Origin of the sequence: Pacificimonas pallii (assembly GCF_019204005.1) — a bacterium.
Classification (GTDB): domain Bacteria; phylum Pseudomonadota; class Alphaproteobacteria; order Sphingomonadales; family Sphingomonadaceae; genus Pacificimonas; species Pacificimonas pallii.
On sequence record NZ_JAGSPA010000003.1, the window covers coordinates 135,868 to 150,094 of the forward strand.

Sequence of the window (14,227 nt, forward strand, 5' to 3'; positions counted from 1 at the left end):
GCGCCGCGTGAACGAAGGTATGATGAATGATGCCACCGGCAAGCGAACCACGACTGCGTATCATGGAACCGGCGATCCTGTTCCTTATGGCGATGCTTTTCGGTGCGATTGGTACTCACGCCGCAACCGCCCAGGAAATGAAGACCAGCCTATCGACCGTTGAACTCGTCAGCGAACAGTCGACCGTACCATCGCAAGGCGGCGAGATCACGCTCGGCTTCCGGCTGACGCCGGATGAAGGGTGGCATGCCTATTGGACCAATCCCGGAGATGCCGGGCTCGCGGTTGAGATCGAATGGGATCTTCCGAGCGGATTTTCCGCGGCACCGCTCGAGTTTCCCACACCTCACGTCATTCCATTCGGCCCTCTTATAACCTATGGCTACAACGAGGGAATTCTTGTTCTTTCTCGGATTAAAATCCCCTCGGATCTGGCACAGGGGCAGCGCGTGCGGATTGGCGGAACGGCCAATTGGATCGTCTGTGATGACCAGACATGCGTGCCGGAAAGTGCCACTGTATCGACCGTGCTGGAGGTGGGCGATGGAAAGAAAAACCCGGCCACGACGGACAGATTCGAGGCTGCACGCGAACTCTTGCCTGACGCGGTCGATTGGCCTGCCACGCTTTCCGTCATGGACAACAAAGTTCGGCTTTCGATCAACCTTCCGGACGGCATAACCGATCCGCAATCCCCCTATCTGTTCGTTGGCGAAAAACGCTTGGTCAAATATGAAGACCAGCTTGTCTCCTATCGTCCCGGCGAGATCTTCTTCGATTTCGAGGCTGCCCGCGGAGCGGATGACATCGACCAGACCGGCTTCGTCCTTTCCTTCGAGGACGCCGACGGTAACCGGCAGGCGATCGCGGGACATACCGGAACACCAGGGCGCGCATCGGGCGGCCCGGCAGACAGCGTGGCTGTAGATACGTCTGGTTTGCTGACGGCACTTCTGTTTGCCTTTTTCGGCGGCATCATCCTGAACCTGATGCCATGCGTTCTGCCTGTGCTCAGCATCAAGGCGTTGAGCCTCGTCAAGCTATCACATGGCGACCGCAGCCTCGCGCGGGAGAGTGGTTGGCTCTATACGGCGGGCATATTGATATCCTTCGCATTGATCGGCATCGGCCTCGTCGCGCTGCGCTATGCAGGGCAGGCGGCGGGCTGGGGTTTCCAGATGCAATATCCGCTGGTCAACCTGTCATTGGCGCTCCTGATGGTCGGCGTTGCCTTGAACCTGTTAGGCGCGTTCGAGATTGGCGGCTCATTGATCGGCGCCGGTCAAACGCTCACCAAAGGCGGAGAACGAAAAAGCGCGTTCTTTACGGGTTTCCTGGCAGTTGTCGTCGCAACGCCGTGCACGGCACCGTTCATGGCCGGGGCGCTGGGTTTCGCGATGACGCAGCCTGCCGCGGTGTCTCTGGCAATTTTTCTGTCCCTGGGGTTCGGCCTCGCCCTGCCCTATCTGCTTCTCAGCCATTACCCGGGCCTTTCCAGGTTCATGCCCAAACCAGGTCCCTGGATGGAGAGTTTCAAACGCATTCTGGCTTTCCCGATGCTACTGACAGCCATCTGGCTTCTGTGGGTTCTGGGGAAGCAATCCGGGGTCAACGCGCTGGCTCTGGGCCTTGTCGCCGCAACATTGCTCGCATTCGGACTGTGGTGCTGGGGCCGCTCGGCATACTCGGCGCGCAAAGCGTGGTGGTGGATTGTATCCCTGCTGGCGCTGGGCGGCGTTATTTACACGTCTTATCTGGTGTATACTCATGCACAGGCGGGCAGTACCGCTTCGACCCGACAGGGCGGCGAGTCGCGGACGCTTGGGTCGATGGACTTGGAACATTTCTCATCGACGAAGGTCGCCGATTACGTTGAAGCGGGCCAGCCGATATTCGTTTACTTCACAGCGGATTGGTGTGTGAGTTGCAAGGTGAATGAGCGCGTCGCACTCGCCTCGGACGAAGTGGGCAAGTCTTTTGAAAAGCGCGGCATCAAGGTGATCGAGGGCGACTGGACCAACCAGAATCCGGAAATCACGGAATGGCTTCAGAGGTTCGGCAGGATCGGCGTTCCTTTATATCTCTACTTTCCAGAAGGAAGCAGTTTGAACGAGCCCGTCATCCTGCCGCAACTCCTCACTCCAAAGCTCGTCATCGAACTGACTTCGTGATCCGGTGATGACAAAGAGGAATGTCCTCGTCCTGTTAAGTCCGATCCTCGTGATTGCCGCGCTTATCGTGGCGAACGGATTCCATATTCCAGAAAGATCCGCTCCCGAACCGGACGGAACCGGCATCGAGCGCGCAACGATTACCCACGGCAGATTATTATATTCGGGTCACTGCGCATCCTGCCACGGAGAGAATCTTGAGGGAGAGCCGAATTGGCGAACCCGCAAGCCGAACGGCCGGTTGCCCGCGCCGCCTCATGATGAAACGGGGCACACCTGGCATCATTCCGACGAGATGTTGTTCAATCTTACGAAATACGGAATGGCCGCGACCATCGATGCGGACGGCTATGAATCGGACATGCCTGCTTTCGAACATACTCTGAGTGACAAGGAGATCGAGGCCGTCCTTGCCTTTATAAAAGACAGCTGGCCCGCCGATGTGCAGACGACACAAGAACGCTTGAACGAGAAACGCTGAACCGTTTTCACGGGCTCTGCAATCTCGATGCAAGCTTGCCGTGATTGCTCGCTCCTGATGCTTCAATCGGGAGAATATCATGAAAAAGTCGGTTCAGTTGGCACTTCTCGCCGCGTCGTGCATGGGGCTGCCCGTCGCGGGATTCGCGCAGGACAATGCGACCGCGAGCGAAATCCCGACGCTTGACATGAGCTACGAGAAGTTCGTGCTCGATAACGGACTTACCGTGCTCGTGCACAGCGACCATTCGGTGCCGACCGTCTTTGTCGGTCTGTGGTACGGTGTCGGTTCCAAAGACGAGCCGACCGGAAAGACAGGGTTTGCCCATCTTTTCGAACATCTGATGTTCAAGGGGTCGGAGCATCACGATGGCAGTTTCATGACCACCCTGATCGCTGCGGGTGCGACTGATTTCAACGGCACGACAAGCACGGATCGCACGAACTATTATCAAATGGTGCCTTCTGGCGCCCTCGACACGGTGCTGTGGATGGAAAGCGACCGCATGACCTATCTTCTTGGGGCAATTACGGAGGAAAAGCTCGTCGAGGAACGGGAGGTCGTGAAAAACGAGCTGCGCGATCGCATCAATCAACCTTACGGCAAAGTGCCCGAAAGAATTTCCGCTGGACTATATCCGGTGGGGCATCCGTACAGGCATCCCGTGATCGGTTCGATGGAAGACCTCGCCAATGCGTCGATAGAGGATGTGAAAGGCTGGTTCAGGAAGTATTACGGTGCGACCAATGTCGTTCTCGTTCTGGCCGGTGACATTTTGGCTGAGGACGCAAAAGAAAAAGCCGTCAGATATTTCAGCGCTGCGCCTCCCGGCCAGCCTTTGGCGAAGATGGAGCGGTGGCTGCCGGTCCTCAATGGCAAGAAGATCGAAGAGATGTACGACCATGCGCCGCAGCCGGTGGTCAGCCGGAACTGGGTCATCCCTACCAATGGAGAGCGCGACACGACGCTTCTCCAGCTTGCTTCCGCGACCTTGGCGGAAAGCGAGAATTCGCCATTGCGGAAAGTGCTGGTGGATGACCTTCAGCTCGCGCAATCGCTATACAGCTATGCTTCGGGCAACGAATTATCTGGCGTTTTCAATATTACCGTCATGGCCCGCCCCGGTGCTTCGATTGAGCAAATATCCAATGTGATCGACGAACAGGTCGCCGCTTTCCTCAATGACGGGCCGTCTTCTCAGGCCGTGGCCAACGCGAAGCTGTCCCGCGCCATGGGATCGATCTCATCCATGGAGCATAAGGGCAATATCGCAGGCACCCTGGCCGAGGGGCAGCTCTATCACGGCGATCCTGCCTTTATCGAAAAGCAGATGGAATGGATTGACGCCGCCAATGCCTCCTCCGTACAGGCCGCTGCGCGCCGGTGGCTGACTGACAATTATTATCAGATCAACGTCAGGCCATTTCCAACACTTGCCGCCGGACCGGAATTGGCCGATCGTTCCGTTCAGCCCGCAATTGTCGATAGCGGAAGCCTCAGCCTGCCCGATCCGGTAGAATCCCGTCTGTCGAACGGTGCTCGTCTGTTTGTTATATCAACGCAGTCCCTGCCGCTTGTCGACGTGCGTATCGATTTCGACACCGGATCAAAGGATGATCCGGACGGAGCCTTGGGAATTGCTTCGGCAGTGTTCAACATGATGTCTCGCGGGACAGCGTCACGCTCGGCTTCTGAACTCGCCGAAGCGATGGAGACGAATGGATCGCAAGTTTCCGCTGTGGCAGGCCGGGACAGCAGCACAATATCGTTTCAGGCGCTTTCATCGAATCTGCCGATGGCGCTCGACATCGCGCAAGACATGATTATCAGCCCGGCCTTCCCCACCGACGAGCTCGAAAAACGCAAACTGGACTGGCGCACTGCCGTCAGCGCGAGCGAGAGCGATCCGGCTGCCAATGCCGCACTGTTGCTGGAACGCGCCATTTTCGGCGCCGGGTCGAGACGCGGACGGATCAGCAAGGCCGAAGATGTCGACGCGATCAGTCGCGATGGGATAGTAGACTTCTACAACCGCCAACTTTCTCCAGACAAAATGACGGTTTACGTTATCGGAGATGTCGACGTTGATGAAGCGACCGCACAAATCGAACGCACGCTAGGTTCGTGGCAGGCCCGGTCGACGCCCAATCCCCGGCGGGCTGATACCGATACAGTTCAGAGGCCTCGCATCATTCTTGTCAATCAACCCGGTGCCGTCCAGACGACGATCCACGTCGGGCACGCATTGTCACCGTTCACCCGGGAGAATGAAGATTATTACGGTCTTATCAACAGGGTATTTGGCGGCGGCTTGGATGCTCGGGTCAATATGAATCTGCGCCATGACAAGGGCTGGTCCTACGGAATTGGCTCTAAACTGAAAAAGGCGGTCGACGAGCATCAGCTCTTCTCCGTGTCCGGCACGGTTCAGATGGACAAGACCGCGCCGGCAATGACTGAACTGCTGTCCGAGTTTCGCGCGATGGCGGGAGAACGCCCGATTGACGAGCTGGAGCTAAGACGGGCGCGTGAATCGACGATCCGGTCCCTTCCTGCCCGCTATTCCGCCAATAGTGCGCTTTTGCGTTCCTGGGCCAATCTTCGACAGCTTGGACTGCCGTTTGATCATGACGAACGCATGCGTGAACGTATCGGGTCGATAACCACCGATGAATTGAACACCGTCGCTGCCGAAATGATCGAACCTGAATCGCTCAGCTGGGTCATCATCGGCGATCTTTCGAAAATCGAACCTGATATTCGCGCGCTCGATATGGGTGAAATAGAGGTCTGGGACAGTTACGGCGAGAGAGTGCGATAGGCACTTCCACGAGAAGCGCTGGTTTGCGTCCGTTTTTCGGGCTCGCCGCCGGAGGTACCGAAGGAGGGCTGGACCGAACGGGCGATCATCAAGGGGCCGGTTTTCCGGCCCCTCTCCTCGTCGGCGATCTTTGGGTCAGGCGGGATTTTGCAGATATGCGATGACGTCCGCGCGTTTTTGCGCATCCTTCAGACCTGGAAACACCATCCTTGTCTTCGGCATGACCCGCCGCGGGTCTTCCAAGTAGACATAGAGTTGTTCGGGCGTCCAGGTGAGTTCGCTATTCTTATTGGCTTTCGAATAGTTAAAATTGGGGACGGACCCGGCCGCTTGGCCGACGATACCGGCAAGCGATGGCCCGACACGGTTGACGCCGGGTTCAAGCACATGACAGGCGCGGCATTGTGCGAACACGGCCTTACCCGCGGCAGCATCTCCGGTCAGGCTGGCGAAGGCGACGCCATCCTTTGTTGTCATGTCACCCGGTTCGGCAGCATCCGGTTCGGCGCTTGCCATTTCAGGTTCTTCCGTCGCGGCGGGGTTTTCGATCGTCGGAGCGGATTTTTCGGGCAGCGCGGCTTCAACGACCGCGGCATCTTCCGTGGCGGAGGTTTCAATGGCCGTCGATGTCTCTTCGCCGCCGCTGTCGGAACAGGCGACTGTCAATGCTGAAATTGCAACCGCGCCCATCAATGTTTTCATGACCGTCATACCCATTCCTCTATCCTTCAAGGCTCTGAAATCCACTATTCCATGGTTGAACCGCAGGTCAAATACTCCCTTCGGTTTCATCGCAAAAAGCAATTCGGATCGCGATTTATCCTTTTCCCTCAACATCGTTCTCCGCAAGCACCGAATAAGGAAGAAGTTGAAGGGCAATCGCGGGGCAAAGTGATGGTGCCCGCGCGCATATTCGACTGATATGGAAATGCTCTGAGCCCGTCGCGGTCACGGAAACGATGCGGCGGCCGCCATGGAGAAGTCCGCTGAACAGGAATGCCGGATACCGTTTCGGCACCCATGGGTCCTGGCGAACTTCGCGATTGGCATATCAGGCGCAAATCTGTTTAGTCGCGCCGTCATCTTCATCGGGATATTGGGAATTGGTTCATGCGTTTTGTGAAATGGGGCCTTGCGGTTCTTGCCATTATCGCCGCTGGCCTCGCTATCTGGCTATGGGATCCGCTTCCCTCCGCCGATGTCGACGATCTGATGGCCCGGTCGGAAGGTTATAACGTTGAAATCATTCGGGACAATTGGGGCGTTCCGCACATTTACGGCGACCGTGACGCCGATGTCGCCTTTGGTATCGCCTATGCCAATGCCGAGGATGACTTCCAGACCATCCAGGCCAGCACGGCCGCAACCCGCGGCGATCTTGCACGATATCAGGGTTCTGGCGCGGCAAAGACGGACTACCTGGTCAGCCTTTTTCGTACCTGGGAAACCATTGCCGAGCGTTATGAAACCGATGTTCCGCAAGATGTAAAAATCTATGCCGAGGGCTATGCCGCCGGCCTCAACCGCTATGCCGCCGAAAATCCCGATGAAACATGGGACGGCCTGACCCCGTTCACCGCCGAGGACCTGATCGCGGCAACGGCTTTCAAAACGCCGTTCTTCTATGGCTTCGACAGCACCCTGCTTGCACTCTATGCCGATGACCGCGAAGCCGAAATCGCCCTCGACCCGAGCGGCGGCGCGCAGGCATTCCACACGCGCGCCACCCGTGCGCCTGAACGCGGCTCCAACGCCATCGCCGTCGCCCCGGCACGATCCGGCGACGGCCACACCCGGCTCATTATCAATTCTCACCAGCCCCTCACCGGTCCTGTCGCCTGGTGGGAAGCGCATGTTGAGTCGGGCGAAGGCATGAATATGTCCGGCGGCCTGTTCGCGGGCAGCGCCTTTGTCCTGCACGGTTTCAACGATAATCTGGGCTGGGCCAATACAGTCAGCAAGCCGGATCTGGCGGATATCTACCGCCTCACGGTGAACCCTAAGAATAGGATGCAATATCGGCTCGATGGCGAATGGCGCGATTTTGAAGTCGCCGAAGCGAAAATCCGTATCAGACTATTCGGCCCCTTTGCCTACACTGCGAAACGCAATGTCATGCGAACCGCCCATGGACCCGTTATCGAAGGTCCGACGGGCACCTTTGCCGTCCGCTATGCAGGTATGGACGAAATCCGCCAGTTTGAGCAGTATTTCCGGCTCAACCATGCGCAGACTTATGAGGAATTCATGGCAGCGATGTCGATGACAGCACTGCCAAGCATCAATTATATTTATGCGGACAAGACCGGTCGCATCGCTTTCCTGCATAATGGCCAATATCCCGATCGCCTGGAGGGCTGGGACTGGTCGAAAGACCTGCCCGGCGACCGCTCGGACCTGATCTGGGCCAGCTACCGCCCGTTCGGCGACGCGCCGCTGCTGACTGACCCGCAGTCCGGTCTCATCTTCGATGCGAACAACACGCCTTTTTCAAAGACCGATGGCCCGGACAATCTGCGCGCGGAGAGTTTTCCGCGGTCGATGGGATTGCAGACGAACGAAACCAACCGCTCCCTGCGCCTGGCAGAGCTTAGCTCTGCACATGAGATTATCGACCGGGAGACGCTGCTCAGGATCAAGTTCGATACCGCCTATTCCGAATCCTCTGTCGCAGCGAAGCTGGTTGCCCGGATTCTGGCAAAGGACTGGTCCGGCGAACCGGCCTACGCGAAGGCCGCGGAGCATCTCGCGGGGTGGGACCTTCAAACGGACATCAACAACACGCACGCTGCCCTCGGCGTGCTCAGCGTCATGCCGGAAATTACCGGGCAGTTTACCGGCATCGATGCGCCCGCGCCGGAGCAGGCCTTCCGCGAGGCGGTTGACTATCTGATCCGGCATCATGGCCGCATCGACGTCCCCTGGGGCGAGGTCAATCGGCTCAGCCGCGGCGACCAGAGCTGGCCACTGGACGGTGCGCCCGACATCTTGCGCGCCGCATATCCCGCTGAAATCGCTGATGACGGTATGTTGCGGGCCGCGACCGGCGACAGCTGGATTGCGGTGGTGGAGTGGGACGAGGAGGGAAACATGTCGGCGGATGTCATCAATCAGTTCGGCGCGGCTACTGTCGATCCGTCGTCTCCGCATTATGCGGATCAGGCCCCCTTGTTCACGCGGAAGCAATTCCGCCCTGCCCTGCGCGCCCGGGCGGATATCATGGCGAATGCAAAGTGCATCTACTATCCCGGCAAGACCACACAGGAACAGTGCAGCACCGCAAACTAGCCGGTCGATCTTAGTCGAGCATGGCCCCGACGGCGGCGACCAGACGGGCGGCATCGCCGTCACGCAGCCCGGCAATATTGATCCGGCCAGACGCGGGCATGTAAATCGCATGCCGCTTCGCCAGTGCCGAGACATGTTCCGGCTTCAACGGCAGCAGCGAGAAGATCCCCTTTTGTGCCATCACGCGGGAAAACGCGGCGTGTCCGCCACCTTTCTCCACCAGCTCACAGCGCAGGCCATATAGACGCGCACGCATTTCAGACAGCTCTGCGCGCCAGTCCGCAGCCAGTGTCTCGTCGCTCAGAATGTGCCCGATGACTTCCGCACCATGCGCAGCGGGCATCGAGTAAGTAGCACGTGCAATGGACTCCAGCGTTTTCTGCACCGCATGCCGCGCTGTCTCATCACTGGTACGCACGAACAGGATGCCGATGCGGTCGCGGTAGAGACCGAACGATTTCGATCCCGACATGGCGATGCAGATTTCAGGCGCGGCGCGCATCATTTTCACCAACAGCGCCAGATCGTCGTCCAGCGGATTGGCCAGTCCGTAATAGGCACTGTCGATCAGCGGCACGACGCCCCGCGTCGCCGCTTCCCTGATCAGCTCCAGCAGCGTTTCATCATCCAGATCCTCGCCCGTCGGATTGTGGCAGGGGCCATGCAGCACAATCATATCACCCGGCCTGGCACGCACTATTGCCGCCCTGATCTGGTCGACGCATAGCCGGTTCTCGATGCTGTCATAATAAGTGAAGGACTGCGCCGGGACGTCCAGCACTTCGCAAATCCCGAAATGATTTGGCCAGGTCGGCGTGCCGATGTGAACGGTCAGACCTGGATTGGCGCGCTTCGCCATCTCCACGGCAAGACGGACGCCGCCAGTGCCGCCCACGGTTTGAACACTGGCATGCTGCGGTAGGGGCCCGGCGGCCTGCGCCAGCAATGCGGTCATCGCGTCAATGAAACCCATATGCCCGCGAAGGGACAGATATGCCTTGCTATCGCCCGTCTGAGCCAGTGTTGTCTCCGCCGCCTTTACCGACCGCATAATTGGCGAATGCCCTGACGCATTGCGATATACGCCAACCCCAAGATCCATTTTGTCGTCACGTGGATCGGCCGCGAAACGGGCCATCACGCCATGAAGGGCGTCTTCAGCCGGTGACGGTATCGCTTCGAACATAGTGAAGGGTCCCCGCCAACGCCGCACCGATGCAGCTGGCACGCGTCAAATGTAACATCAGTCTTGCGGTATCCGCCGAACGAATACCGGCCTACTCCGCGGAAATGTTCTGCGTATTCGTCACGCGCGAGCGATTCACCACCATGCGGTCGTGCAGGTTCGTGACGCAGCGGCTGCCGGTCCTGGTGAACAGGAACGGGAAGATACCGTGAAGCAGACAGGCGATGCTCGTCAGGAACATGGTACCGCCAAAGCTGAACGCCGCCATCATATGCTCTCCATAGCTCTCACCGACCTCCTTGGGATGCTGAGTGAAAAGGCGCTGCATGTCGATATCCCTCATATTCGATACACATAGACGATAGTCGGAAGCGGTCGAAAAATGTGACCATAGTTGCTAGGCTTCTTGATAAAATGTAGTCGTATTTTCCAATATTTTGCACGAATGAGGAAAATATGGACAAGATTGATCAACGGATTCTGACCCTTCTCCAGAAGGATGCCACCCTCACCATCGCCCAGATCGCCGAACAGGCCGGAATTTCGTCCACGCCCGCCTGGCGCCGCATCCGCAAGATGGAGGAAGACGGCGTCATCGATCGCCGCGTGACGATCCTGAACCCGGAAAAGCTGAATTTGGGACTGACGGGTTTTGTGCTGATCCGGACATCGGACCATAGCGATCAGTGGCTGAAGGACTTCGCCGCCGCCGTCTCGCAGGTGCCAGAGGTTGTCGAGGCTTACCGGACGACGGGTGATGTCGACTATATCTTGAAGATCGTTGCGCCTGACGTTGCAGGCTATGACCAGATTTACAAACGACTGATCGCCGCTGCGCGCATGAACGACGTCAGTGCCAGCTTCTCTATGGAAAGGTTGAAGGATACGACGGAACTGCCGCTGACCTATGCTGCCGGATGACCGGCGGCCGATCCCAAAAAGCCCTCTTTCGGGAACGCGGGCGCAGCGACGGCCATTCCCGGCCTATCGGCGACACCACTCCAGTCGTCCCTGCATCGATCAGCCCTGAGAAACGGCGAGACAGATGAACCACTGGCGCAGCACCATGATATTGCGCCCCAACGGGATCAGACCGGCGCTACCATCCGCATCAGCTCTGCACAAAGGATGGCACCGTAGGTACCCAGCGCATAGCCAAGGACGGCCAGCAAGACGCCAACAGGTGCCAGCGCCGGATGAAACGCCGCGGCGACGACGGGCGCCGACGCTGCGCCGCCAACATTGGCCTTGCTGCCAACGGCCACGAAAAAGAACGGGGCCCGCACCAGCTTCGCGACGAGCAGCAGCAGCGCGACATGGACCAGCATCCAGATCAGACCGACGATGAACAGGGTTTTCGCTTCACCGATCCTGAAGATATCCATCTTCGTGCCGATGATGGCGACCAGCAGGAAGATGAAGGCGGAGCCGATTTTCGACGCCCCTGCCCCTTCCAGATTGCGGGCCGGTGTAAAACTCAGCGCCATCCCGATGGTCGTCGCGGTCACGACGATCCAGAAAAAGCTGCTGGTCAGGATGCTGCCCGCGAATACCGGTGAGGTTTCGAGCGCCGGAACCAGCAGGTCCGCCACCAGATGCGACGCACCGACAGCGCCAAAGGCAACCGCCATGATCAGCACGAAATCCTTCGCCTGTGACGGCCGCTCGCTTTGCAGCGAGAAGGACTCCATTTTTGTCTTCAGCGTTTCGATGGCGCTTGTATCGGCCTTCAGCCAGCGGTCGATGGGTTCTGGATTGCCCGCACCATAAAGCAGGAACACCATCCAGATATTGGCAACGACGATATCGATCGCGATCATCACCGAATAGCGTTCGGGGTTAAAACCATAGACCTCCAGCATGGCGGCCTGATTGGCGCCGCCGCCGATCCAGCTGCCGGCAAGGGTGGCAAAGCCGCGCCAGACTGCGTCCATACCCTCACCGCCCACCGCTTCGGGACTGACCAGTGCGACAAGAAAAATGGCGATCGGACCGCCGATGACGATCCCGATGGTCGCCGTGAAGAACATGATCAGCGCCTTCGGACCAAGGCCGATAATCGCCTTCAGGTCGATGCTCAGGATCATCAGCACCAGACTGGCAGGCAGCAAATAGTCTCTTGCGATCGGCCACAAATTCTCGCCGCCGGGTGCGAACAGGCCGAAAGTCGCCATCAGTGACGGGATCAGATAGCAAACAAGGATGATGGGTACGAACGTGTAGAATTTGGTCCACCCGCCGCCCAGCCCGCGCGTATAAAAGACACCGCCCAGCACCGCCACGAGCAGGCCAAGCGTAACGGCGTCATTCGTAATCAGTGGTTCCATCGTGCGCTTTCCCCCCCGGCATTCGCCAATGTGCTTTCATCGGCGCCTGCCCTTACATCGCCGCGCATACCCTTCTCCGTCCAGCAGAAGTTTCAGAAAAAAGGCGGATGAACAAAAAAACATCCGCATTCATTTAAGCGGGCGCGCGCGCGGTCGTATTAGGAAATACAGAGGTTCCACAAAGGGGGCCATCCGATTGGCGCGTCATTAAAATGACGCTGGAAACCGTCTCCACGGCCGCGGCCGTGTGCGCGTCCCGTTGAACAAAACCCCAGTTTTTAATGCTTAATTAACTCTGCCGGCACAATTGTGCGTCAAATTGCTGGCGGCATGATGCTGCCAGAGCAGGGGAATAAGCATGGCGAAGATGAGCGCAGCACGGCTTCGGGACAATCTTTCGAAGATCCTCATTGGCCAAAGCGCCGCGATGAGGGACGTGCGCGAACTGATCTGCCGCATCTCCGCAACCGATTCCTCTTGCCTGATCACGGGACCATCAGGCTCGGGCAAGGAAGTCGTCGCAACCGCGCTTCACAACATGTCCGGGCGCAGCGGGCATGCGATTGAAACACTGAATTGCGGCGCGGTCCCCCATGATCTCATCGAAAGCGAACTGTTCGGTCACAAGAAGGGTGCCTTCACCGGCGCGATCGAATCCCGCTCCGGTCGCTTTGAACGTGCCAATGGCGGCACGCTGTTCCTGGATGAGATTGGCGACATGCCCTTCGACATGCAGGTAAAGCTTCTGCGCGTTCTGGAAACGCGGCGCTACGAGCGCGTTGGCGGCGGCAAGGCTGAGCATGCCGATGTCCGCATCATCGCCGCGACACACACAAATCTCGAAGATGCGATCACCAGCGGAAAATTCCGTGAAGATCTCTACTACCGGCTAAACGTCCTCCCTATCTGTCTGCCCGCACTCGCGGATCGCAGGGAGGATATTGAGGAGCTGGTTCGTCATTTTGCCGGCCAGGATAATCACAACAGGTTCAGTGTGGGCGCAGACGCCATCGCAGTCCTGACCAGCTATGACTGGCCGGGTAATGTTCGGGAATTGCGCAATTTTTGTGAACGCGCATCCGTGCTGCACGCTGGACGCACGCTTTCAGGCGGAGAGGCGCAGTTCCTGCTGTCTCTTGGCCGTGCCCATGCGATGACCGTAGATCCGCGCCCCGCGCGTGAAATTGCCGCGCCTGCATCCGGCGCCAATATTCCGGTGACTTCAGCGCGCCCGGTCGCGGCCGTTCACACCGCAAAGAATGTCGTTCCGCTGCTCCCCGCGCTGGCAGCGGCACCTAGCGAAGCAAGCTCGTTTCTGCCGTCGCCGGGCGACGATATTCTTGGGGATAGCGGCGTCAATCTGCGGACGATCCTCGCTGACATCGAGCAGTCCTATATCGAGGCGGCGCTTCTTCGCTCGGACCATGTCATTGCGGAGGCCGCCCGGCTTCTTGGCCTACAGCGCACGACGCTATGTGAAAAAATGCGGCGCTATGACATCGCTCGCGAAACGGACATCGGCAGTCACGCTGCCAAGGGCTAGCCCTGCCCTATTTGCTCTGACCGATTGCTGCCCAGCCGCTGGCGATCTCCGCAAGGATACCGTGCGCTTCCCGTGCCGCATTGCCGTCACGTGTCGTCACGGCGTGGGTAAGACGATTTTTGCAGTAATCGTAGATCGCGGCCAGGTCGTCGGCGATCCGTCCCCCCTGTTCGAAATCGAGCGAGCCCGACAGCGCGTCCAGGATTGCGCGTGCCTTGCTGGCTGCCGTACCGGCCAGATCGCCCGCGTCGTTCATCAGCGATAGCTCGACCCGCTTCAGGCAGGTCAGGCATTCTTCGAACAGCAGCGCGACAAGGCGGTGCGGGTCCGCGCCTTCCGCTCGCGTGGAGGCGGCGACACTGGCATACTGGTTATGGGCCTTGATACGGGTCTGCATGAATCTATCCTAC

General features: G+C 58.5%; 11 protein-coding genes. 6 read left to right on the plus strand and 5 right to left on the minus strand.

Annotation, left to right across the window (positions count from 1 at the left end; all coding sequences use genetic code 11):
* The first annotated feature begins 62 nt into the window (after window positions 1-62).
* The 3 genes from KCG44_RS09305 (at window position 63) to KCG44_RS09315 (ending at window position 5,473) form a co-directional block, all read left to right on the plus strand.
* A complete protein-coding gene (locus KCG44_RS09305; protein WP_218445821.1) occupies window positions 63-2,171 on the plus strand; it encodes a protein-disulfide reductase DsbD family protein in 2,109 nt (702 codons plus the stop codon).
* 7 nt (window positions 2,172-2,178) lie between these two features.
* Complete coding sequence (locus KCG44_RS09310; RefSeq protein ID WP_218445822.1) at window positions 2,179-2,652, plus strand: c-type cytochrome; 474 nt, start codon at window positions 2,179-2,181, stop codon at window positions 2,650-2,652.
* A 79-nt stretch (window positions 2,653-2,731) separates the two neighbouring features.
* Window positions 2,732-5,473, plus strand: a complete 2,742-nt coding sequence (locus KCG44_RS09315) for a M16 family metallopeptidase (protein ID WP_218445823.1) — start codon at window positions 2,732-2,734, stop codon at window positions 5,471-5,473.
* Between the two features lie 135 nt (window positions 5,474-5,608).
* Here the strand turns inward: KCG44_RS09315 and KCG44_RS09320 are convergent, their stop codons facing one another.
* Complete coding sequence (locus KCG44_RS09320; RefSeq protein ID WP_255536460.1) at window positions 5,609-6,184, minus strand: c-type cytochrome; 576 nt, start codon at window positions 6,182-6,184, stop codon at window positions 5,609-5,611.
* A 399-nt stretch (window positions 6,185-6,583) separates the two neighbouring features.
* Between KCG44_RS09320 and KCG44_RS09325 the strand changes: the two genes are divergently transcribed.
* Window positions 6,584-8,761 (plus strand): acylase, encoded by a 2,178-nt coding sequence (locus KCG44_RS09325; protein WP_218445824.1) that lies wholly within the window; start codon window positions 6,584-6,586, stop codon window positions 8,759-8,761.
* 10 nt (window positions 8,762-8,771) lie between these two features.
* Here KCG44_RS09325 and KCG44_RS09330 read toward each other — a convergent pair whose 3' ends face one another.
* Window positions 8,772-9,947: an aromatic amino acid transaminase gene (locus KCG44_RS09330; RefSeq protein WP_218445825.1), complete on the minus strand. Its 1,176-nt coding sequence runs from the start codon at window positions 9,945-9,947 to the stop codon at window positions 8,772-8,774.
* Window positions 9,948-10,038: 91 nt separating this feature from the next.
* Window positions 10,039-10,275, minus strand: a complete 237-nt coding sequence (locus KCG44_RS09335; RefSeq protein ID WP_218445826.1) for a DUF6356 family protein — start codon at window positions 10,273-10,275, stop codon at window positions 10,039-10,041.
* Between the two features lie 128 nt (window positions 10,276-10,403).
* On the opposite strand from KCG44_RS09335, the gene KCG44_RS09340 reads away from it, so the two are divergent.
* Window positions 10,404-10,868: an Lrp/AsnC family transcriptional regulator gene (locus tag KCG44_RS09340; RefSeq protein ID WP_218445827.1), complete on the plus strand. Its 465-nt coding sequence runs from the start codon at window positions 10,404-10,406 to the stop codon at window positions 10,866-10,868.
* A gap of 167 nt (window positions 10,869-11,035) precedes the next feature.
* On the opposite strand, the gene KCG44_RS09345 is transcribed toward KCG44_RS09340, so the two are convergent.
* Window positions 11,036-12,274: a DUF819 family protein gene (locus KCG44_RS09345; RefSeq protein ID WP_255536461.1), complete on the minus strand. Its 1,239-nt coding sequence runs from the start codon at window positions 12,272-12,274 to the stop codon at window positions 11,036-11,038.
* Window positions 12,275-12,632: 358 nt separating this feature from the next.
* On the opposite strand from KCG44_RS09345, the gene KCG44_RS09350 reads away from it, so the two are divergent.
* Window positions 12,633-13,817 carry a sigma-54 interaction domain-containing protein gene (locus tag KCG44_RS09350; RefSeq protein ID WP_218445828.1) on the plus strand — a complete coding sequence of 395 codons (1,185 nt, stop codon included), beginning with the start codon at window positions 12,633-12,635 and terminating at the stop codon, window positions 13,815-13,817.
* Window positions 13,818-13,824: 7 nt separating this feature from the next.
* Here the strand turns inward: KCG44_RS09350 and KCG44_RS09355 are convergent, their stop codons facing one another.
* Window positions 13,825-14,214: a flagellar export chaperone FliS gene (locus KCG44_RS09355; RefSeq protein WP_218445829.1), complete on the minus strand. Its 390-nt coding sequence runs from the start codon at window positions 14,212-14,214 to the stop codon at window positions 13,825-13,827.
* Window positions 14,215-14,227: the final 13 nt, after the last annotated feature.